We start from the raw sequence: 21,310 nt of genomic DNA, 5'->3' as shown, positions 1-21,310 counted from the left end.
TGAGAAGCATAAATTCTCATGTACCCTAGAGGAAGGCCTCAGTAGCTCAGAGGATAGAGCAGGAGCCTTCTAATCTCTTGGTCGGGGGTTCGATTCCCTCCTGGGGCGCCGCATAGAAAAACCGCCCCGCACCCAAAACTCAGGGTGCGGGGCGGTTTTCTTTATGTGTTTACGTTGGTGCGCGGCGAGGTGCCGGGAGGCTATTTCTTAGCCGGGACTACTTCTTAGTAGGGTTGGTGTCCTTGCAGGAGTTGAGGACGCGCTCCATAACCTTCTTCTCGTCCGCGGTCACCCACAGCTTGTACTTCGCCTTCACATGCACCTGGCGTGCCACGTAGGTGCAGCGGTAGGCGGTGTTGCTCGGCAACCATTCGGAGGCGTCCGCATCGGACTTCTGCTGGTTCGCCGGACCGTCTGCAGCCAGCAGGTTCTCCGGGTCGTTCGCCAGCTGGCGGCGCTGCTCTGCGGTCAGATCCTGCGCGCCGGTCTGCCACGCGTTCGAAAGAGCCACCACGTGGTCAATCTGCACTGCCGAGGAGGTCTTCTTGCCGCGCTTGAACTCGATGGTCTTGCCGGTGTACGGGTCATTCAGAGTGCCGCTGATTACGGTGCAGGCGTGGGTCCTGACCTTGAAACGAACATTGGTCAGGTCGCGGCGCAGAATGTCGTCGCGAGTGTTGCACTTGTTACCGTCAACGTCATCCCAGGCGGGGCCGAACTGGTCACGAGAGTAGCCGTTCTTCGACGCGCGATCCCTCACCTGCAGGGACGCCAGCTCGCTCTTCGCAGTCGCCAGATCCGGTGCGAGCGCGGTCGCGGGATCAACCGCTTTGTACGGGTTCTTGACCTCGGCGAGGGTTTCCGTCTGAACGTTGGTCTCTTCGTCATCGGTGGCGGAGGTGCTCTTATCGGAGCCGAGCAGGCCGTCCACGCCGTTCTTGCTCACGTAGACCAGGCCAATAATCAGCACAATGACGGCAAGCACGGCGAGCAGGCCGTAAATGAGGCGCTTCTTCTGCGGGTCCATCGAATCGGGCAGCTTGGGCAGGTTGCGTTGCAGCTGCTGAAGTTCCTGCAAAGAAGGCAGGTTGTTATTCGCGGGCTTTTTGCTCACGGATTCTCCAAGGCGGGTAGACGGGAAGCGGCTGAGTGCACCGCATCATCAAGGATAGAGTGCGCGGGGCTGAAATAGTGAACTTGAGGGTAAAAATAGCCGTCCCGACGCTGAGATACCTATCACGGATACCTGACACGATGCCGGATGGGGGGTCGGGGGAACGGTCGTCATATTTCTGTAGGGAATGGGGTGCCCGCGGGCTAATTTTGAAAAAACGGGGCAAAAAGTTCAAAAACTCTATCCACAGGCGGTGCTCAAAACCGCAAAACGCGAGGTTATCCACAGGTACAGAGGTCGGCAGATGCGGGGTTCGCTCACCCCTGGCAAGGTGAAGGAACCCACCCATTAGTTTCTAAGGAGAAACCATGAGCGACACCATCCTGATCCGCGGATTCACCGCCTCCGACCCGGCACTGAGCACCCTGCCCAACGGGGTGCCCGTCGTGAACTTTCGCCTCGCCAGCACCCCGCGCTGGCAGGACGCCACCGGCACCTGGAAGGAAGGCACCACCAACTGGTACACCGTGAAAGCCTACCGCCGCCTTGCCCAGAACATCGCCACCTCCATTGAGAAGGGGCAACCGCTGGTCGTGAGCGGCCGCCAGCGCATTAGCCGCTGGAACCGCGAAGACGGCACGCAGGGCACCACGGTAGAAGTGGATGCCCTGGGCATCGGTCACGACCTGAACTACGGTACGAGCACCTTCGCCCGCACCGTGGAGAAGCGCACGGTCAACGACATGCAGGGGGCACCTCAGCAGGAGGCGCCTCAGTACACGCAGCAGTATGCGCCTGCGCACGCACCCCAGCAGAACGCGGAGGCACCCGGTGTGACCGCTCAGGGCACTCCTCCACAGAACGGGGGAGCGCAGAGTGACGAACCCCCCTTCTAAAAGTGCTCCCCGGATGCTTGCATAAACGCGGGTGCATTGGGATAATGGAGCATTGTGTTGACATCGGGCACGCCCCTGCCGCAGGGGGGAGAGCGACCAACGATGTCAACCTTCGGGCACCAATCCTGTCCGAAGCATGAGGTTTTCTGTCCCGCAGTGGGGCAGAGCAATCTGAGTCTATTTGACCTGCGGCAGATGACTCTGGAGATCTACAACTATGCAGACTCTTGACTTCCTCGACAAGAAGTCCCTCCGTGACGACATCCCCGCATTCGGCCCCGGTGACACCCTGAACGTTCACGTTAAGATCGTTGAAGGTAAGAACCACCGTATCCAGGTCTTCAAGGGCTTCGTCGTTGGCCGCCAGGGTGCAGGCGTTCGCGAGACCTTCACCGTCCGCAAGGTTTCCTTCGGCGTTGGTGTTGAGCGTACCTTCCCCGTTCACTCTCCCTCCATCGAGAAGATTGAGGTTGTGACCCGCGGTGACGTTCGTCGTGCAAAGCTGTACTACATGCGCGACCGCCACGGTAAGGCTGCTCGTATCCGCGAGAAGCGCGAGTTCTAATCTTTATAGATACAGAATTCTGTTGCAAACCGCTCCCCAACCGCATTGCGCGGGCAAGGAGCGGTTTTTGCATATTCTGAGAACCTTGCCGCTCTCAGAAAATAAAAGCCCAAGAGCGCAAGCACTCTCGATACAATAGCTAGGTACCGTTTCACTCGAGCTAGGTATCTCTCAAACGAAAGGCTCACTCCAGCATGGCAGACGATAAGAACACTGCGAACACCAGCCCCTTCCCCGAGGGATACCAGCCTCAAAGCCGCCGCGAGCGCCGCGAAATGGAAGAATACTTTGCGCGCCTCGCCGCCGAAAAGGCTGCAGCAGAGAACGCGGACGCTGAGAAGGCCGCGGCCGAGAAGGATACCCCCTGGGCGGCATCCGCGGGCGCTACTGAGGCGACCGAAAGCGATACCAAGAGCACCCGCGAGGTGGTAGCTAGTGCCGAGGCGAGCGCCGCCTCCACCGGTACTTCTGAGAGTGCCGCTGCGAAGGACGCGAAGAATACCGAGCGCGAAGAAGCCACCGATAAGGAGAATGCTACAGACGTGGAAACCACCAAGGACTTCTCCGAAATGACCCCCAGGGAACGCCGCAAGGCAAAGCGCGCCGAACAGGCAGAGTTGACCTACTCCCAGGCGCAGGAAGAAGGCCGCCTCGGCGAATGGTTCTGGGTGCAGGCACGCGAGGGTGGCACCGTCATCCTCTACGCGCTGGTCATCGCGTTCCTGGTCAAGACCTTCCTGTTGCGAGGTTTCTACATTCCTTCCGGCTCCATGGAGCAGACCCTGCAGGTCAACGACCGCGTGTTCATTAACGTGGCGGGCTCCTACTTTAGCGAGCCCAAGCGCGGCGACGTCATCGTCTTCAAGGACTCTCAGGGTTGGATTCCCTCCACCCAGAAGACCAGCAGCCCGCTCAAGGACGCCCTGTCCTTCGCGGGTATTCTGCCGGATACCTCCTCGAACTTCCTGGTCAAGCGCGTTATCGGCACCCCCGGTGACGTGGTCGAGAGCGACGGCACCGGCAAGATCAAGGTCAACGGTGTAGAAATCACCGAACCGTACCTGTACCCCGGCAACCCGCCCTCGGAGGTGCCCTTCAAGGTGACCGTGCCCGCCGGCAAGTACTTCGTGATGGGTGACCACCGCAGCAACTCCGCCGACTCCCGCTACCACATTAGCGACGGCACCGCGTTCATCTCCAAGGACGACGTGCAGGGTAACGTGTTCGTGGTGGCGTGGCCGCTGAATCACTTCGGTCTGTTGCAGGATGAGAGCTCGGTGTTCTCCTCCGTTCCTGCGCCGACCTCCACCCCGAGCGAGTAAGCGAGCTTGGGAATGATGGTGAGCGCCCAGAAGAGCGCAACGAAACCCGCAAAAACTAAGCCCGTGAAAGCAACCCCGCCTGCTGCCGACCTCGAGTACGAGCAGCAGCTCTTCGCCTCTGGCGCCCGCGCGGTTGCCGGAATCGACGAGGTGGGCCGCGGCTCCATGGCGGGCCCGGTCACCGTGGGCGTCGCAATCCTCACCCCGGACGCCACCCTCGAAGTGGGCGGGCTGATCGATTCCAAGGCGCTCTCACCGGCACGCCGCGAATCCATGGTTCCCGAAATCCGCCAGTGGTGCGCCGTGGCGGTCGGGCACGTGGAACCGGCAGATATTGACCGGCTCGGCATGACCCTCTCGCTGAGGCTTGCTGCCCAGCGTGCGCTCGCCGAGCTGGCGCGCCGCGGATACCGCGCCGAAGCCGCCCTGCTGGACGGTAAGCACGACTGGTTCACCCCTCCGCAGGAGGACCTGTTCAGCGCGCTGGCACCGGACCCGGCGCAGGCACACTACAACGCACTGCTCGCCCAAGCCTGGGAGGGTGCGGGTGAGCCCGCGCAGATGCCGGTAATCATGGTCATTAAGGGCGACTACAAGTGCGCCTCCATTGCCGCCGCATCGGTGGTTGCGAAGGTGGAACGTGACGAGCTGATGGTCCAGCTGGATACCCGCTACCCGGGGTACGGCTGGGCGAAGAACAAGGGCTACGGATCCGCCGCTCACCGCGAGGCGATTAGCGTGCAGGGCCCCAGCCCGCAGCATCGACTGTCATGGTCGCTTCCTGCGACCGCCGAGCAGATTGAGGCTGCCGCGGCACAGCGCTACTAGGGGGGGGCTAGAGTGCGTGGCATGCCTGAAACCGTGCCTCGGAAGCCTGCGAAAGCCAAATGTGCTATCGCTGAATTAGTACTAAAAGCCCAGGAAAGGAAGAGTAGTGAGCGCAGAAGACCTCGAAAACTACGAGACCGACGCCCAAATGGCGCTCTACCGCGAATACAAAGACGTTATGTCGCTCTTTAGCTACGCGGTAGAAACCGACCGACGCTTCTACCTGGCGAACCAGGTGGACGTCACCCCGCACGTGCAGGACGGCACCCTCTACTTTGAGGTGAGCATGAGCGACGTGTGGGTGTGGGATGTATTCCGCTCCAACCGCTTTGTGAAGAAGGTGCACGCCTACTCGGTGCGTGACGTGAACGTGGAGGAGCGCCTGCCCAACCAGGAGTTCACCGTGCCGGAAATGCCGGACTTTAACGCCTAGCTCACGAACGCCTAGCTCACGCCTGATTCACCGCCTTGCCAGGGGTAGGTGCGGCTACCGAGCTGCCGGGGGGAAGCGCGCCGGTGTCGAGCTGCCGGGCGGCAGAGCTAGGTGATGAACCCGCGCGATGAACCCCCGTGATGAAGCCGGGCGGTGGAACTGAGATGATGAACCCGCGCGAATATGACGCGCCGAATCGGCACCCGAGCGGTGTTTTTGAAAAATATGCCCCAAAATTTCAAATAAATGGCTGTGGATAACCTCTAATTCCTTCTGGGAACCGAGGTTATCCACAGTTTTTTGTTAACCGCGTTCGGGCACGCGCGAGGCGGGCACAGTAGAAGCACTACCGCTATCTACCGGGGAGAGACCCATGACAACAGCCCGAATAACAGCCCGCGCCGCAACCCGAAGCGCACCCAACAGACCCCTGACTCCGCGAACCCAGATCCAGCGAACCCAGCCCCGCGCCCACAGCGTCGGCAGGTGGGGCGAGGAGCTGACCGCCCGCATCCTGGAGACGAACGGCTACCGGATTCTGGAGAGGAATTGGCGCCCGCCCGCCGGACTGGAACACGAGCAGATCCGCGGCGAGCTCGACCTGATCGCCATCGACCCCGAGGACGAACTGGTTTTCATTGAGGTCAAGACCCGCAGCAGCGAAGACTTTGGGCACCCGTTCGCGTCCATTGACCGCGATAAGGCGCGCCGCACGCGCTCGCTGGCGATTCTGTGGTGCAGGCTGCGCGAGAACCTGGATTTTCCGCGCTTTCGCATCGACGCCATTGCGGTGACCGGGACCTGCGAAACCTTCACCTTTGAGCATCTGAAGGCGGTGGCGTAATGGGATTCGCACGCACATATTCCGTGGCGCTCGTGGGCTTGCGCGGGCACATCGTTGACGTTGAGGCTGACATCTCGCAGGGTCTGCCCGGCTTCGTGCTGCTGGGCCTGCCGGACACCGCCCTCAACGAGTCGAAAGAGCGTGTGCGCTCCGCGGCGAAAAACACCGGCATCACCCTCACTCAGCACCGGCTCACCGTGAACCTGACCCCGGCAACCCTGCCCAAACGCGGCTCGGCGTTCGACCTGGCCATTGTGGTTGCGGCGCTGCAGGCGGAGAAGAAACTGCACCCCAGCGGCGATAGCGTCTTCCTGGGTGAGCTGGGTCTGGACGGAACGCTACGCCCCGTGCCGGGCATCCTGCCGGCGGTCAAAGCCGCCGTGGATGCTGGACGCCACCGCGTGATTGTGCCCGCCGAAAATGCTGAGGAGGCGGCGCTCATTCCCGGCGCGCAGGTGAGCGGTTTCCGCTGCTTGGCTGAGGTTTTTGCCGCTCTCGGGGCTGAGAGTCAGAAGCTGACCTACCCGCCCACCCCGCAGACGGAGGCGAGCGCACCGGCAGTAAAACCGGCTGAAATTCCCTCGGATATGAGCGATGTTGCCGGTCAGTCGCAGGGCCGTTTTGCCCTGGAGATTGCCGCTGCTGGTGGTCACCACATGCTGCTGACCGGCCCTCCCGGTTCGGGTAAAACCATGCTGGCGGAGCGCTTGCCGAGCATCCTGCCGACCCTCGACAACGATGCCGCGATGGAGGTGACCGCGATTCGTTCCCTCTGCTCGGCGGGGGAGCACCTGAGTGAGCTGGTGCGTCAGCCGCCGTTTGAGGCACCGCATCATAGCGCCTCCGCGCCGGCGATTCTGGGCGGCGGCAGCGGCATTCCCCGCCCGGGCTGCGTGTCTAAAGCGCACCGCGGCGTGCTTTTTCTCGACGAGGCGCCGGAGTTCAAACGCACGGTGCTCGATTCGCTCCGTCAGCCCCTGGAGTCGGGGACCGTGACCCTGGATCGTTCGAGTGCATCGGCGACCTATCCGGCGCGTTTTCAGCTGATTTTGGCAGCGAACCCGTGCCCCTGCGGCATGAATGTGGGTACCGGTACAGAGTGCACGTGTGCCCCGCGTGAGCGTCGCGCCTATTTTGGGCGGCTGTCTGGCCCGCTGGTGGACCGCATTGACGTGAATGTGACGGTTCCGAAGGTGTCTTCCACGGAGCTTGCGGGCGGTCAGGTGAATGAGAGTTCGGCGCAGATTCGTGAGCGCGTCATGGCGGCGCGGCAGGCTCAGAAGGAGCGCCTGGAGCCGTACGGGTTGAAGACGAATGCGGAGATGAACGGCAAGATTCTGCGCGGCCCGCTGCGTCTGGATGCGAAGCTCACCGGTGAGCTGAACGCCGCCGTGGATCGCGGAACGCTGACGGCTCGCGGCTACGACCGGGTGCTGCGTATCGCCTGGACCCTCGCCGATTTGGAGGGTGCCACCTACCCGAGCCGGGAGCACCTGGACGTGGCGCTCTTTTTGAGGCAGCAGGGGCAGTTGAAATAGCGTGCCGACGCTTTGAGCGCCGAGGCGTTAACGAAGAAGTGTTCACGAGATTGAGCAACTCACGAGAGGAGAAGATCATGAGTGAGAAGAAACTAAGAAAACGAGCTGAAGAGGCTGAACTGAAAGGCAACGGGCTGAGAGAAGCAGCTCCGGAAGAGCGTGTGCCTGAAGAGCACACGCCAGAAGAGAGCGCGGCGGAGGATTTTGTGCAGGAGGAACTGCAAATCCGCCTACCCGGTCGCACCCTGGATGCGCACGCCCTGGTGCGTGAGAGGGTGGCGCATATTCTGTCGCTGGGGCAGGAACCCTCGCCGAGCCCGTATAACGCGGCGCGGTTGCCGGGGTTCCTCGCTTCCTGTCTGAATCCGGTGTACCTGGACGAGACACCGGAGTCTGCAAACCAAGAGGGTGCTGAATCAGTAGCCAAAAAATCTGCTGATACCGCAGACACAACCACCCCTGTAGCTACCGCACCGCTCTTCAATCCCACCCTCAGCGCGCAGGAGCTTGAGGCGGCGTGCCGCGAGTACATCCGCTGCTGCATCGCCCAGCTGATGCGCTCCGCCGAACCCGCCGATGAGCTCGTGGTCGAATCCCTCACCACCCTGGGCGCGCCGCTGACCCTGCACTACCTGCTGACCGGGCACATCCCGGATGAGCACACCTGGGAGCACGGCGAACCGGACGAACAGCTCAGCGATTTTCTGCACTCGGTGGGTGCGCCCGCGGAGGGGGAGTCCACCCTGTTTTTCAGCGCGAATGACTACTACACGCCGGGTGAGCATCAGATGAGCCGCGATAAGTTTGGCAAGGCGCTCGCGACCCGCCGCCTGCGTTGGAACCGCCGCATGGAACGCACCCTGAATGCGGAGGCGCACATGGCGGCAACCTGCGGGGCGTGGCTGGTTACTCCCGCCGATCCGCTGTGGCCGCCGCAGCTGAACGATTTGGGGCCTGCCCGACCGTACGGGCTGTGGTGCCGAGGCGATTCGCGGCACCTGCTGGATGTGGCCTCTGCCCCGAGCGTGGCGCTGGTCGGTTCGCGCGACCCGAGCATCTACGGTACGGAGGCGACGACCCACCTTGCCGCGGAGCTGGCGCGCCGCGGGTACACGGTGATTTCTGGTGGTGCGATGGGCATTGATATTGCGGCGCATCGGGCGGCTCTGACCCAGCAGGGTAGCGACCTGCCGACTATCGCCTTCATGGCGGGTGGGCTGGATCGGTTGTACCCGGCGCAGAACTCGGATGCGCTGAACATGATTGTTGACCGCGGGCTCATCATGAGTGAGGTGAGCGTGGGCAACACCCCCACGCGGTGGCGTTTTCTGGAGCGTAACCGCCTGATTGCGGCGTTGGCGCGGCACACTATTGTGGTGGAGGCGCGCTGGCGTTCCGGTGCGCTGAATACGGCTCGTCACGCGCTGGAGATTGGGCGTACCCTCTGGGCTGTTCCGGGGCAGATTAACTCGCCGAACTCGGTGGGCACGAACCGTCTGCTACGCGATGGACTAGCGCAAACACTCACCGAGGCCGCCGATATTCTCGAGTACGATGCCGCCGCGGGTTTCGAGCTGGGTACCGAGCACGAGAGCGAATGGGACCGGGTGGCGTCCTCTAGCGCGTTGGATGAGTTGACCGAACGACAGGGCAGAGTCTGGGATGACTTGAGCCCGCGCTCCTACCGCGGCGTGGACGAGATTGCCGCCGCCCTCGGGTTGAGCGCTCGCGACGTGATGGCTGACCTGTTCCACCTGGGTCGCTGCGGTCTGGCGGAGAGCAGCGGAACGAGCTGGAGGAAGGTCCGCCCGGCTGCCGCAGCGTAGGAGAGCCACTGAGCACCCCCGCTATAGCGGGATGCGGCGGTCGGTCATGACGGGGCGGTGCGTGGAGGAGGCTGAATCTCTCTACAATTGGGGTAGGCTCGCGCGTACTGGCGCGGAGCCTACCCCGCCGTCCTAACGGCAGATGCGCCGGGACAGAAATATAGCCGCGGATAGAAATACAGCAGGGGACAGAAATACACTGTTGAGAAGCGCCAACGCCGCTAGAGTCAGGAACCGGAACCACGAAAGGAGGGATGCATGACCCCCGCCCGCCAGCACGAAAACCGGAGCGAGAGCCGGGAAGAATACCGGGAAGAATACCGAGATGAGGCTCCCTCCGCGACCCTGCCGGTGACCTACACCCGTAGCCTTGCCGCCAGTCATCCCCAGACTCACGGCGAAAGCCTGGACTCAGCCCTACCCGGCTCGGCTCTACCCGATTCTGCACTGGGCGTTTCCGGCGAGGTGTTCCGCCCCGTCCTGGACCGTTTTGAGCGTTTTCTGCGCTATGAGAAGCACCGTTCCGAAGAGACGATTCGTTCCTATATTTCGGATTTGGAGGGCTTCTTCGGCTACATGGCGCGCCGCGGTGTGCGGCATCTGGACACCATTGACGCATCCCTCATCCGTGAGTGGTTGGGTTCGCTACATTTGCGGCAGGCGGCTCGTTCTACGGTGGCGCGCCGCGGCTCGACCCTACGCACGTTCTTCACCTGGGCTCAGGAGGAGGAACTGGTGCACGCCAACCCTACGCGCGGTATGCGCACCCCCAAGCGGGAGAATCACCTGCCGCCGGTGCTGAGCCGTGAGCAGATGAACCAGCTACTAACCACCTTGCAGGAGCGTCGGGCGCAGGATCCTCGTGATGCGCGCCTGCTACGCCTCGAAGCTGTGGTAGAGGTGCTGTACGCCTCGGGTATGCGTATTTCTGAGCTAACCGGCCTGGATTTGCAGAGCGTGGACCGTGCAAATAAGACGGTGCGCGTGCTGGGTAAGGGCAATAAGGAGCGCGTGGTGCCGCTGGGTACCCCGGCGCTCAAGGCATTGAATCGTTGGGTGTCTTATGGTCGTCCGCAGTGGATTCCGGAGGGTTCCCAGGGCGTGACGGCGCTGTTTATTGGCCCTCGCGGTGGGCGTGCGAACGCCCGTCAGATTCGTGAGGACCTGACCCGCCTACTGCGCACGGTGGAGAACACGCAGGCCTCGGGTGCGCACGTTTTGCGTCATTCGGCGGCGACTCACCTGGTCGATGGTGGCGCCGATATCCGTTCGGTGCAGGAGCTGTTGGGTCATTCATCGTTGGCGACCACGCAGATTTACACGCACGTGTCGATGAAGCGTCTGGCGGAAACGTACGCGCGGGCGCATCCGCGAGCATAGGGGGGGGCAACTCGAAAGTTAGCTGTCTCTCTATTTGAACCTTGCCCGTTCGGGTTGTACGAATGGGGGAGTTCAATCTAAGCTATACACTGTTCAACCACTGTCTACGCTCCCAGTGCACCCCAAAATTCTTGCACTGCGATGTTTATGCAAAGCGGCTGAACAAGGTAGCATAGGTAACAGACTAGCCGTGGTCTCCGTCTCTGCGGAGGCACCGCGTACGAGTACTAAAAACCAGAAAGGTCGCACCGCATGCGCGCACTCGTTTGCCCCGGACAGGGCTCCCAGAAGAAGGGCTTCCTGAGCCCCTGGCTCGAGATTGAAGGTGTGCGTGAGCACCTGGAACGACTCTCCGAAGCGGCAGGCATCGACCTGATTCACTACGGCACCGAAGCCGAAGAAGAAACCATCAAGGACACCGCAATCGCCCAGCCCCTCATCGTGGCTGCAGGCATCGTCACCGGTCGCCTCGCACTACGCGAACTCGACGGTGAAGAACTCATCTTCGCGGGCCACTCCGTCGGCGAAATCACCGCAGCAGCCCTCGCGGGCGTACTCAGCGACGAAGACGCAATGCGTTTCGTGCGCGTGCGCGCCAACGGCATGGCGGAGGCGGCAGCCGCCTCCCCGACCGGCATGGCTGCAGTACTCGGCGGCGTTGAAGAAAACGTCCGCGAAGCCATCGACGCAGCAGGCCTCGTCGCCGCAAACTCCAACGGCGGCGGCCAGATCGTAGCCGCAGGCCCCATCCCCGCCATCGAAGCATTCGCCGCGAACCCGCCCGCACGCGCTCGCGTCATCCCCCTGAAGGTAGCTGGCGCATTCCACACCGAGGCCATGGCACCCGCCGTGCCCGCCCTGGAAGAGTTCGCCGCATCCCTGCAGGTATCCGACCCGACCTCCGCACTGCTGACCAACCGCGACGGCTCCGCCGTGGCATCCGGTGAAGAGTTCGTCAAGACCCTCGTCTCCCAGGTCACCAGCCCCGTCCGCTGGGACCTGTGCATGGCAACCCTACTCGAGCGTGAGGTCGCCGGCATTATCGAGGTCGCCCCCGCAGGCACCCTGGTCGGCTTGGCAAAGCGCGCGATGCGCGGTGTGCCCGGCACCTCCATCAACACTCCCGAGGATCTCGCCTCGCTGAAGGGCTAAATGCCGCAGGAGAGCCCCCAGCTCTCCTCACGCCAGGAACCCTTCACACTAGATATGCACTTTAGACATGCGAGGCACACAGTGTCTTGCGAGCATCAGCACTAAGGATTGAATACGTGACTACCCTCAAGCAGTACGAAATCAACCGCTACTCCCGCATCCTCGGTTACGGCGCAGCCCGCGGTGAGGTCATCGTCCCCAACGATGACATCGTTGAGGCAATCAACTCCTCCGACGAATGGATCAAGCAGCGCACCGGCATCGCAACCCGCCACCGCGCCAGCGAAAACCAGTCGGTAACCGACCTCGCTATCGGTGCCGCCAAGGACGCCCTCGAGGCATCCGGTGTAGCCGGTGAGGACATTGAGGCGGTCATCATCTCGACCATCTCGCACCCCTACGCAACCCCCTCCCTGGCAACCCTGGTCGCCGACGCAATCGGCTCCAAGTGCCCCGCATACGACATCTCCGCAGCGTGCGCAGGTTTCTGCTACGGCATCGCCCAGGCGGACGCCCTCGTCCGCGCGGGCACCGCAAAGCACGTGCTGGTCATCGGCGTTGAGAAGCTCTCCGACTTCATCGACAACACCGAACGCACCATCTCCTTCCTGCTCGGCGACGGCGCGGGCGCAGCAGTCGTAGGCGTCTCCGACGAACCCGGCATCGCCCCCACCGTATGGGGCTCGGACGGCTCCCGCTGGGGTACTGTGGGTATGACTCACTCCCTGCTGGACATCCGCAACCGCGACTTCGTAGCAAACCCCGTGCAGGAAGGCGAAAAGATCTGGCCCACCCTGCGCCAGGACGGCCCCTCCGTCTTCCGCTGGGCAGTATGGGAAATGGCGAAGGTTGCCAAGCAGGCACTCGAAACCGCCGGCATCACCCCCGACGAACTCGGCGCGCTCATCCCGCACCAGGCAAACGCCCGCATCATTGACCAGATGGTCAAGACCCTCAAGCTTCCCGACACGGTGGCAGTGGCACGCGACATCGTCGATGCCGGTAACACCTCCGCCGCATCGGTCCCGCTCGCCGCACACCGCCTGCTCAAGGAGAACCCGGAACTCTCCGGCAAGTTCGCCCTGCAGATCGGCTTCGGTGCCGGCTTGGCATTCGCAGCTCAGGTAGTCGTCCTTCCCTAAGGAAAACCACCGGAGCCCGATGCTCACCCGTTCCTTCTTCGCGGGCGCCGCGCCGTCTGCGAAAGAACTATAACGGGAAAGCATCCCCTAAACTCCGAGTTGACGCATGCGTACACCACGCAGACACGATAAACTCGGTAATGCACGCGTACCCCCACCCGGCGGGTGCGATGACCATCGAAACAACAAAGGAGCCCCTGAATGGCTAACAAGGAAGAGATCCTCGCAGGTCTGGCAGAAATCGTTAACGAAGAGACCGGCGTTGAGGTTGAGGACGTTCAGCTGGACAAGTCCTTCACCGAGGACCTGGACATCGACTCCATCTCGATGATGACCATCGTCGTGAACGCTGAGGAGAAGTTCGAGGTGACCATCCCGGACGAAGAGGTCCAGAACCTCAAGACCGTTGGCGACGCAGTCGAGTTCATCGCGAACGCTGCCTAAGCTATAACCAATAACGAGGCGGCGCGGGCTCTCACCGGCCCGCGCCGCATCGCTATTCACTCAGCTTTCAATCCAACACACCCCGGGAACACACAGGGTGCGATGACTGCACTCTCCACGGCGTGAAAACGCGCACCGCATCCCCGGGCCCAACAGGTTTTTATCCACACACCACCGGATAAACCACCAAATCGACCACCGAAGAGAAAGTGCCACAATGTCTCGAAAAGTGCTGGTGACCGGCCTCGGCGCGACCACCCCCATTGGCGGCGACGTCCCCACCACCTGGGAAAACGCCACCAAGGGCGTATCTGGTGTATCCACCCTCGACCACCCCTGGGTCAAGGAATACGACCTGCCCGTATACATTGCAGGCCAGCTCGCCGTGCCCGCCCTCGAATCCGGCCGCCTCACCAAGGTAGAAGCAAAGCGCCTGGATCCCTCGGGCCAGCTCGCCCTCATCGCCGCACGCGAAGCATGGGAAGACGCAGGATTCACCGGCCCCGACGCCGAATCCGCAGAAGAAGTCGACCCCGAGCGCACCGGCGTAGCCTTCGGCACCGGCATCGGCGGCGTGTGGACCCTCCTCGACGCATGGGACACCCTCCGCGAAAAGGGCCCCCGCCGCGTCCTCCCCATGACCGTCCCGATGCTCATGCCCAACGGCAACGCAGCAGCAGTCTCCATGAACCTCAAGGCACGCGCCGCAGCACAGACCGTCGTCTCCGCATGCGCATCCTCCACCGAAGCCATGCAGCTGGGCGCCGAAATGATCCGCAGCGGCAAGGCAGACATCGTCATCGTCGGCGGCGCCGAAGCAGCAATCCACCCGCTTCCCATGGCAGCCTTCGCCAAGATGCAGGCACTCTCCTCCCGCAACGACGAACCCGAAAAGGCATCCCGCCCCTACGACGTCGACCGCGACGGCTTCGTCATGGGTGAAGGCGCAGCAGCACTCATCCTCGAATCCGAAGAACACGCCAAGGCACGCGGCGCACGCGTCTACGCGGAACTGGCAGGCACCGGCGTCTCCGCCGACTCCTACCACATCACCGCACCGGACCCCGCAGCACTCGGCGCAACCCGCGCGCTGCGCGAAGCCCTCGAAGACGGCAACATCGACCCGAAGACCGTCGTGCACATCAACGCGCACGCCACCAGCACCCCCGCCGGTGACCTGCCCGAAGCAACCGCAATGCACGAAACCTTCGGCGAACACACCAAGAACATCGCCGTCTCCGCAACCAAGTCCATGACCGGCCACCTGCTCGGCGGCGCGGGTGCCCTGGAGGCTGTGCTGACCGTACTGGCTCTGCACCACCGCACCGCGCCCTGCACCATCAACCTGGACAACAAGGACCCCCAGATTGACCTGGATGTGGTGACCGAGGCACGCGAACTGCCCGCCGGCGAGATCGTGGCACTGTCGAACTCCTTCGGTTTCGGCGGCCACAACGCGGTTGTAGCATTCCGCTCCGTAGAGGGCTAATCCTTCAGGCTTTAGCCTTATAAAGACATAACGCTCCCTCAATCTACTATCTGTAGATGGGGGAGCGTTACGTTTTCTGGATGCGTTTGCGAGAAGAGGGTGTACCGGACAACGCTCGCGGGGGAGTGCGGCTTCCGTGGGGTAGTTATTTGAGAGGTTGTACCGGTTCACGCTTGCGGGGGAGTGCCCCCTCTTCAGCGCCTGGGGGCGCCTTGAGGACGGAGCCCCCGCTTCGCGTGTCCGGTACGCCCTCTGGGTCGCCTATCCCTCGGGTTGGTTGAGATAGGGGTTGGTCTGGGGTTTCCTTCTCTGGTTAGCTCGCCTCAGTCTTGGTATATGAGGTTGGTCTGGGGCTGAGTTTCGTGTGCAGCTCGCCTAAGTTTGGGGTGGGCAGGGTTTTACGCGTTAAAAACGGGTGGCGTATCCGCTCCGGCACTGCGAATACGCCACCCAAACACACCACACTCCACAAGACAATGCAGAGCGCGCGGGATCAACCATCCCGCAAGGTTCCCGTAACCCCCATCGCGCACCACGGTAGGCGACGACAGAAGAACGGGAGCTTATGACCGTTTGACACGCACAACGCCCCTCGTAGAGGTTTACAAAGGCGCATACCATGCAATCTTCCGGAAGTTTATTCGGAAGAGCTCCCACGCCGGTTCCGTTGAAAAATAATTCGGTGTGGTTGCCTCCCGATGGTGAAGCACATCAACATCGTGCGCCGCAATACTGCGCAATCCAGTACGCGCAGATGCTGCGTGAAAACCATCCGGGGAATGCAGTCCGCGGGCCAGTTTTCCAGCTTCAAATGGCAGAAGCTTAAGGGTTTGATGTGAGTGCTCGGATGGTCCGAATCATGTCGCTCTCAACGGAACCGGTTTATCGGTGATGGGAGCTCCTGTAGATAAGAATAACCTTAAATCACCCCTGGAGTAAACCTTAAACCAATAATTTAACCTTATTGTTATAATTCCTTGTCATAAAGGTATTGACGGGTGTTCAATGTGCCCTGAGCAACCCCCTGGAGGTCCCCGTAACTCTTTGGTCTGTTTGGCGCTCTTCACCGTTATGAAACCGTGATAAATCGTCCCCGAAAAATGAAGGATTGGGTTCCAAAGCGGTCCTGCGGGCGGCTACCGCGGGCAGTCGCGTAGGGGGCGTGAAGCCGCACTGCTAGCACAGTCATAAAACGTCATCTTGTCACGGAAGTTATCCCAGAGAAAACAAAATTAAACCCCCGGCGTGCGCTGTGGCATAATCAATATCGACATCGTGCTCCGGGGTCGGTGAAATTCCGAACCGGCGGTCACAGCCCGCGAACCGCTCTCGCAGGCAGGCAAAAATCGTACGAATCTTCGTATCCGCGCAGGACGCCAAGACTCCACTAGAGACGCCCGCCCGCAAGAGAGGCCGAACCGGTGAAAATCCGGTGCCGACAGTACAGTCTGGATGGAAGGTAGCACGAGCAGAAAAAGGCAGGAGCGCACTCCGCCGCACCTCCCGACAACCGGGATAGTGTGTAGGGTGCACCGAAGCAGTTGTTTGAGAGAACTGCTACTCGCGAAAAATACTCGAGAGCGCAGTAGTTTTCAGCACGGCGGTTTTCAGCATAGTAGTTTTCAGCACAGTGGTTTTCTGTGCGACAGGGGAGAGGCGCCTTTCGTAGGTGCCGGTACGTTATTCCCCTCGACCGCAGTCGCTGATTTCAGCCACGGCTGGCTGATCTGTTGCTCCCGCCTCAGTACGGATACCGGGCACTCCCTAAGATGCCCGCGGTAGCCGCCCTTTTCTGTTCCTCTCCCCGGAGCCGCCGCAGATGCGCACCCAGCGCATCCGACACACGGTCCAACTCAGAGAGGAAAGAAACAATGGACATCTTGCGGTGGCTCTTCGACGCACAAATTCACGTGGGGGACCAGTCCCTCCTCGTGCGCGAAGTTCTCGGAAACGCATTCGGCCTGGCATCGGCGCTCGGCGGCATGCGACGCAAAGTATGGGCGTGGCCCGTCGGCATTCTCGGCAACCTGCTGCTCCTCACCGTCTTCCTGGGCGCCCTCGTCGGCAGCCCGCACCCCGTGACCATGCTCGGCCAGGCAGGCCGCCAGATCATGTTTATTGCCGTGTCCATCTGGGGTTGGCATCGTTGGCGCGCAACCCGTGCCGCCGGTGGTGACGCCTCCGAAGGTGCCGCGGTGATCCCCACGTGGGCCACCAACACCGAACGCGCAGGCCTGGTTATTGCCATGGTTGCAGGCACCCTGCTGCTCACCCCCATCTTCCGTGCGCTCGGCTCCTACGAACCGGTCTGGTCCGACGCCTGGATCTTCACCGGCTCACTGCTCGCCACCTACGGCATGGCGCGCGGCTGGGTTGAATTCTGGCTCATCTGGGTTGCCGTCGACCTGGTCGGTGTGCCGTTGCTGTGGAGCGCAGGCTACTACGCAACCTCCCTCATGTACGTGTTCTACGGATGCTTCACCCTCGTCGGTTTCTTCGTCTGGTGGCGCACCCGCAACCTGGAGGCGCAGAAGACTCGGGTGCAGACCCAGTTCCCCGACGTGACCGTTGAGGTGACTGACCTACAGAAGGGCCGTGCATAAATGCCGCAGAACCCCTCGCTGCAGGTGCTGGCGAGCGCGCACCTGCCCGCAACCGTTGCCCCGAGCGTGTCTCTGCCGCACAACGAGGCGGACTATTCCGCCGCGGAGTACGGGCACCTCGCCGGGCTGCCCGCCGCACGCACCCTCCAGCTGCCCGACCCCGAGCAGGCGCTCAGCCACGCAGACGCCATGACCCTGGCGCTGCAGGCGGCACGCCAGGGCATCCGCGGCGCGAACCCCCTCGTCGGCGCTGTTATTACCGACGCGCACGGGCACCTGCTGCACGTTGGCTACCACCGAGGCGCAGGCACCCCGCACGCCGAAGCCGACGCCCTCGCCGCCGCCCGTGCCGCGGGAACCGACCTCACCGGCGCCCGCATGTACGTGAGCCTGGAGCCCTGCAACCATACCGGACGCACCGGCCCCTGCTCCCACGCCGTCGCCGAGGCGGGTATCAGTGAACTCTACTACGCCTACAGCGACGACACCGAAAACGCAGCCGGAGGCGCCGCCTACCTGCGCTCGCAGGGCGTCACCGTGCACGCCATGGAGGAGTTCGCGAACGCATCCTACCTGCTGAATGAGCGCTGGTTCATTGCCGCCGCCGAACGCCGCCCCTTCATCACAGCAAAGAGCGCCTCCACCCTGGACGGGTTCATTGCGGCAGCTGACGGCACGAGCAAGTGGATTACCGGCCCCGCCGCGCGTATTGACGGGCACCTGATTCGTCACCGCGCCGACGCCGTCATGACCGGCACCCGAACCACCCTCATGGACGACCCGACCCTGGATGCGCGCGACGCCAACGGGGAACGCTTCGAGAAGCAGCCGCTGCGCGTGGTCATGGGCAAGACCGAGATTCCCGAGAACTACCGCGTGCGCGGCCTCAACCCGCCCGAAGGCGTGGAGGCGGACCCGCAGAACTTCCTGCAGGTCTTCACCCACGACCCGCGCGAACTGCTCGATGAGCTGTACGCCCGCGGGGTGCGGCACCTCATGATTGAGGGTGGCCCCGGCATGGTTGGCCTCTTCTCCGGTGAAGACCTCATCGATGAGATGGTCTGGTACCGCGCCCCCATGATTATGGGGCAGGGCAAGAGCGCCGTCTACGGTCTGCTCGTGGACACCCTCGCGCAGGCACCGCGCCTGCAACTGGATGATCTGGGAATGTTCCCGGCGGTGCGCGTGCTCGGCAATGACACCGCAACGCACCTGGTGCCGGCACCTCGCGGAACCGCGCAGGAGCCTGGTGAGCGGCGCACCCTGCCGAAGCTGGACGCCTGCCACGCGCCGGAACCGCGGCTGGATTAGCTTCGCTTGGGTTAGCCGCCCTTGGGCTAAGCGTGGGCGGGGAAGTAACACCTCAAAGCCCCCGCCCGCCTGTACCCGGCTAGTTCGCGCTGGTTAATTTGTACCGGCTGATTCATGCCGGCTGGTTCGCATGCTGGCACAAAAGCTCCCCGTCACGGGGAATATTCGAAAAATACGTATAGTTATACCGACGAACAAACCATCGCCGCCCGTCGCCCTCAACGACGACGCCCCGGCGGACACGGCGAGAAAAGGAAAGCACACATGTTTACCGGAATCATTGGCGCCCTCGGCACCGTAGAATCCATCACCCCCATCGAAGGTAGCGACGCAGCCTACCTGACCCTCAACGCCGGTGACATTGTCGCCGACCTCGAACACGGTGGCTCCCTCGCCGTCAACGGTGTATGCCTCACCGCTATCGACCTCGACCAGCTGCAGCCCGGCCAGTTCCGCGCCTACGTGATGGGTGAGACTCTGCGCCGCACCAACCTCGGCAACCTGAACCCCGGCGACACCGTCAACCTGGAGCGCTGCCTGCCCGCCGGTGGCCGCCTCGACGGTCACGTCGTGCAGGGCCACGTGGATGCGGTCGGTACCCTCGCATCCGTCACCGCGCACGAGGCGTGGAGCACCCTGCGCTTCAACCTGCCCACCGAACTGGCGCCCCTGCTCGCTGAGAAGGGCTCCATCGCGGTTTCTGGCGTGTCCCTGACCGTCACCGCGGTATCTGAGCCCGGCGAAACCCCCGCATGGTTCGAGGTCGGCCTGATCCCTGAAACCCTGAAGGCAACCAACCTCGGCGCGCTCAAGGTCGGCGACAGCGTGAACCTTGAGACCGATGCGCTCGCTAAGTACGTGCAGCGTCTGACCGCGTTCGCAGGCGTGCCCCAGGCCTCTTCCTCCGAGCAGGTTGCACCGCGTCGCGCCGACGCTGCAAGCGTCCTCGACAGCGTACAGACCGCGGTGGACGCTATCGCCGCAGGTCGCGCCGTGGTCGTCGTCGACGATGAAGACCGCGAAAACGAAGGCGACATCATCTTCGCCGCCGAGCACGCAACCCCCGAGCTGATGGGCTTCATGATCCGCTACACCTCCGGCGTGGTCTGCGCGCCCCTGAGCAACAAGCGTGCCGACGAGATGAACCTGCCGCCCATGGTCACCAACAACGAAGACCCCAAGGGCACCGCATACACCGTCTCCTGCGATGCGGCATCCGGCGTGAGCACCGGCATTTCCGCGGCAGATCGCGCACGCACCGTGCAGATCCTCGCGGACGCATCCTCCACCCCGGCTGACATTACCCGCCCGGGCCACATCTTCCCGCTGCGCGCCGTTGACGGCGGCGTGGCGGAACGCCCCGGCCACACCGAAGCCGCAGTGGAACTCTCCCTCGCGGCGGGCCTGTCCGGCGTGGGCGTTATCGCCGAGGTCGTGCACGACGACGGCTCCATGATGCGTTTCGACGCCCTGCGCGCCTTCGCCACCGAGCACAACCTGCCCATGATCTCTATCGAAGACCTCATCAAGTACGTAGCTAAGGCGTAGGAGAACGCATGAGCGAAACCCCTAACACCCAGGCAACGCCGGGCACTTCCGCATCGGGTACCCCCGCGGCTGTCACCTTGGCAGAGCCGGGCACCCTGGTTGAGCCGATTGAGGCGCAGGCTGAAGAGCTCAGCGCCGAATCCCTGCGCATCGCCTCCCAGCTCGCTGAAGGCTACCGGGTCAGCCCCCTCGACATGGTGCCCAACCCCAGCCCGCTACTGGTCGAAAGCACCGAAGAGGTCGCCGTACCCACCCCGCAGGGTCTGTTCGGTCTGCGCGCCTGGCGATTCGCAGACGGCGCCGAGCACATCAGCGCCCGCGCCCTCGACCGTGACGGCACCCCCGTACCCGCCGAGGACGGGGGAGCACCCGCGGTACGCATCCACTCTGAATGCGCCACCGGCGACATTTTCGGTTCCTTCCGATGCGATTGCGGCCCCCAGCTGGAGAACGGCCTGCGCATCATTGGCCGCACCGGCGGGTACCTCATCTACGTGCGCAACCACGAAGGACGCGGCATCGGACTGGTCAACAAGCTCCGCGCCTACGCGCTGCAGGATGCCGGACTCGACACCCTCGACGCGAACCTGGCGCTCGGTCTGGACGGCGACATGCGTGACTACTCGCAGGCGGCACTGATCCTGCAGGAACTCGGTGTGAACGAGTTGAGGCTCGTGACCAACAACCCCGCCAAGCAGGAGGCGCTCGAAAGCCTCGGCCTGCAGGTTACCGACCTCATCCCGGACGAAATTCCCGCCCGAGTCGAGAACGCACACTACCTGCAGACCAAGCGTGAGCGTATGCGCCACGTGCTCAAAAGCGCGTAGCGGCACAGAGTAGAGACCCCGCAGATAGCCCGCGGCACCCCTGCACAC

General features: G+C 62.7%; 18 protein-coding genes, 1 tRNA gene and 1 riboswitch. Of the genes, 18 read left to right on the top strand and 1 reads right to left on the bottom strand.

Annotation, left to right across the window (positions count from 1 at the left end; genetic code table 11):
* Window positions 1-35 precede the first annotated feature (35 nt).
* Window positions 36-108: transfer RNA gene (locus ACP3RB_RS04515), tRNA-Arg, on the top strand.
* A gap of 109 nt (window positions 109-217) precedes the next feature.
* On the opposite strand, the gene ACP3RB_RS04510 is transcribed toward ACP3RB_RS04515, so the two are convergent.
* A complete protein-coding gene (locus ACP3RB_RS04510; RefSeq protein ID WP_426698627.1) occupies window positions 218-1,114 on the bottom strand; it encodes an HNH endonuclease family protein in 897 nt (298 codons plus the stop codon).
* A 368-nt stretch (window positions 1,115-1,482) separates the two neighbouring features.
* Here ACP3RB_RS04510 and ACP3RB_RS04505 point away from each other — a divergent pair, with 368 nt between their 5' ends.
* The 17 genes from ACP3RB_RS04505 to ACP3RB_RS04425 all read left to right on the top strand — a co-directional run bounded on the left by ACP3RB_RS04505 (window position 1,483) and on the right by ACP3RB_RS04425 (window position 21,262).
* The gene (locus ACP3RB_RS04505) at window positions 1,483-2,010 is read left to right on the top strand and encodes a single-stranded DNA-binding protein (protein WP_426698626.1); all 528 of its coding nucleotides are present in this window, start codon (window positions 1,483-1,485) and stop codon (window positions 2,008-2,010) included.
* 217 nt (window positions 2,011-2,227) lie between these two features.
* Window positions 2,228-2,575, top strand: a complete 348-nt coding sequence (gene rplS, locus ACP3RB_RS04500; protein ID WP_049337710.1) for a 50S ribosomal protein L19 — start codon at window positions 2,228-2,230, stop codon at window positions 2,573-2,575.
* Between the two features lie 194 nt (window positions 2,576-2,769).
* Window positions 2,770-3,897 carry a signal peptidase I gene (lepB, locus tag ACP3RB_RS04495; protein WP_426698625.1) on the top strand — a complete coding sequence of 376 codons (1,128 nt, stop codon included), beginning with the start codon at window positions 2,770-2,772 and terminating at the stop codon, window positions 3,895-3,897.
* Between the two features lie 6 nt (window positions 3,898-3,903).
* Entirely contained in the window at window positions 3,904-4,725 is an 822-nt protein-coding gene (locus ACP3RB_RS04490) for a ribonuclease HII (protein ID WP_426698624.1), read from the top strand.
* Window positions 4,726-4,831: 106 nt separating this feature from the next.
* The gene (locus tag ACP3RB_RS04485) at window positions 4,832-5,158 is read left to right on the top strand and encodes a DUF2469 domain-containing protein (protein WP_005506259.1); all 327 of its coding nucleotides are present in this window, start codon (window positions 4,832-4,834) and stop codon (window positions 5,156-5,158) included.
* A 373-nt stretch (window positions 5,159-5,531) separates the two neighbouring features.
* Window positions 5,532-6,002, top strand: a complete 471-nt coding sequence (locus ACP3RB_RS04480; protein ID WP_426698623.1) for a YraN family protein — start codon at window positions 5,532-5,534, stop codon at window positions 6,000-6,002.
* Window positions 6,002-7,540 carry a YifB family Mg chelatase-like AAA ATPase gene (locus ACP3RB_RS04475; RefSeq protein WP_311446023.1) on the top strand — a complete coding sequence of 513 codons (1,539 nt, stop codon included), beginning with the start codon at window positions 6,002-6,004 and terminating at the stop codon, window positions 7,538-7,540. The genes ACP3RB_RS04480 and ACP3RB_RS04475 overlap by 1 nt, the downstream gene beginning before the upstream one ends.
* Window positions 7,541-7,617: 77 nt before the next feature.
* On the top strand, window positions 7,618-9,366 hold the full coding sequence (gene dprA, locus ACP3RB_RS04470; RefSeq protein WP_426698622.1) for a DNA-processing protein DprA: 1,749 nt from the start codon (window positions 7,618-7,620) through the stop codon (window positions 9,364-9,366).
* A gap of 258 nt (window positions 9,367-9,624) precedes the next feature.
* Window positions 9,625-10,746 (top strand): tyrosine recombinase XerC, encoded by a 1,122-nt coding sequence (locus ACP3RB_RS04465; RefSeq protein WP_426698621.1) that lies wholly within the window; start codon window positions 9,625-9,627, stop codon window positions 10,744-10,746.
* 252 nt (window positions 10,747-10,998) lie between these two features.
* Entirely contained in the window at window positions 10,999-11,898 is a 900-nt protein-coding gene (locus ACP3RB_RS04460; protein ID WP_005507477.1) for an ACP S-malonyltransferase, read from the top strand.
* 116 nt (window positions 11,899-12,014) lie between these two features.
* Window positions 12,015-13,040 carry a beta-ketoacyl-ACP synthase III gene (locus ACP3RB_RS04455; protein WP_426698620.1) on the top strand — a complete coding sequence of 342 codons (1,026 nt, stop codon included), beginning with the start codon at window positions 12,015-12,017 and terminating at the stop codon, window positions 13,038-13,040.
* A 201-nt stretch (window positions 13,041-13,241) separates the two neighbouring features.
* Entirely contained in the window at window positions 13,242-13,484 is a 243-nt protein-coding gene (locus ACP3RB_RS04450; RefSeq protein ID WP_005506250.1) for an acyl carrier protein, read from the top strand.
* 217 nt (window positions 13,485-13,701) lie between these two features.
* Entirely contained in the window at window positions 13,702-14,973 is a 1,272-nt protein-coding gene (gene fabF, locus ACP3RB_RS04445) for a beta-ketoacyl-ACP synthase II (RefSeq protein ID WP_304193786.1), read from the top strand.
* Between the two features lie 1,271 nt (window positions 14,974-16,244).
* Window positions 16,245-16,443: riboswitch (FMN riboswitch) on the top strand.
* Window positions 16,444-16,844: 401 nt separating this feature from the next.
* On the top strand, window positions 16,845-17,576 hold the full coding sequence (gene pnuC / locus ACP3RB_RS04440; RefSeq protein ID WP_426698619.1) for a nicotinamide riboside transporter PnuC: 732 nt from the start codon (window positions 16,845-16,847) through the stop codon (window positions 17,574-17,576).
* On the top strand, window positions 17,577-18,887 hold the full coding sequence (gene ribD, locus ACP3RB_RS04435) for a bifunctional diaminohydroxyphosphoribosylaminopyrimidine deaminase/5-amino-6-(5-phosphoribosylamino)uracil reductase RibD (RefSeq protein WP_426698618.1): 1,311 nt from the start codon (window positions 17,577-17,579) through the stop codon (window positions 18,885-18,887).
* 264 nt (window positions 18,888-19,151) lie between these two features.
* A complete protein-coding gene (ribB, locus tag ACP3RB_RS04430) occupies window positions 19,152-20,435 on the top strand; it encodes a 3,4-dihydroxy-2-butanone-4-phosphate synthase (RefSeq protein ID WP_426699560.1) in 1,284 nt (427 codons plus the stop codon).
* Between the two features lie 8 nt (window positions 20,436-20,443).
* Window positions 20,444-21,262: a GTP cyclohydrolase II gene (locus ACP3RB_RS04425; RefSeq protein WP_426699559.1), complete on the top strand. Its 819-nt coding sequence runs from the start codon at window positions 20,444-20,446 to the stop codon at window positions 21,260-21,262.
* Window positions 21,263-21,310 lie beyond the last annotated feature (48 nt).

Origin of the sequence: Rothia mucilaginosa (genome assembly GCF_049990865.1) — a bacterium.
GTDB classification, from domain to species: Bacteria; Actinomycetota; Actinomycetes; order Actinomycetales; family Micrococcaceae; genus Rothia; species Rothia mucilaginosa_I.
This window is presented reverse-complemented; position numbering and strand designations above follow the sequence as displayed.

Bases quoted from the DNA above. Each gene is read 5' to 3' on its own strand.
- ACP3RB_RS04505 (WP_426698626.1), top strand. From the start codon at position 1,483: ATGAGCGACACCATCCTGATCCGCGGATTCACCGCCTCCGACCCGGCA.
- rplS (WP_049337710.1), top strand. From the start codon at position 2,228: ATGCAGACTCTTGACTTCCTCGACAAGAAGTCCCTCCGTGACGACATC.
- lepB (WP_426698625.1), top strand. From the start codon at position 2,770: ATGGCAGACGATAAGAACACTGCGAACACCAGCCCCTTCCCCGAGGGA.
- ACP3RB_RS04480 (WP_426698623.1), top strand. From the start codon at position 5,532: ATGACAACAGCCCGAATAACAGCCCGCGCCGCAACCCGAAGCGCACCC.
- ACP3RB_RS04475 (WP_311446023.1), top strand. From the start codon at position 6,002: ATGGGATTCGCACGCACATATTCCGTGGCGCTCGTGGGCTTGCGCGGG.
- dprA (WP_426698622.1), top strand. From the start codon at position 7,618: ATGAGTGAGAAGAAACTAAGAAAACGAGCTGAAGAGGCTGAACTGAAA.
- ACP3RB_RS04465 (WP_426698621.1), top strand. From the start codon at position 9,625: ATGACCCCCGCCCGCCAGCACGAAAACCGGAGCGAGAGCCGGGAAGAA.
- ACP3RB_RS04460 (WP_005507477.1), top strand. From the start codon at position 10,999: ATGCGCGCACTCGTTTGCCCCGGACAGGGCTCCCAGAAGAAGGGCTTC.
- ACP3RB_RS04450 (WP_005506250.1), top strand. From the start codon at position 13,242: ATGGCTAACAAGGAAGAGATCCTCGCAGGTCTGGCAGAAATCGTTAAC.
- fabF (WP_304193786.1), top strand. From the start codon at position 13,702: ATGTCTCGAAAAGTGCTGGTGACCGGCCTCGGCGCGACCACCCCCATT.
- pnuC (WP_426698619.1), top strand. From the start codon at position 16,845: ATGGACATCTTGCGGTGGCTCTTCGACGCACAAATTCACGTGGGGGAC.
- ribD (WP_426698618.1), top strand. From the start codon at position 17,577: ATGCCGCAGAACCCCTCGCTGCAGGTGCTGGCGAGCGCGCACCTGCCC.
- ribB (WP_426699560.1), top strand. From the start codon at position 19,152: ATGTTTACCGGAATCATTGGCGCCCTCGGCACCGTAGAATCCATCACC.
- ACP3RB_RS04425 (WP_426699559.1), top strand. From the start codon at position 20,444: ATGAGCGAAACCCCTAACACCCAGGCAACGCCGGGCACTTCCGCATCG.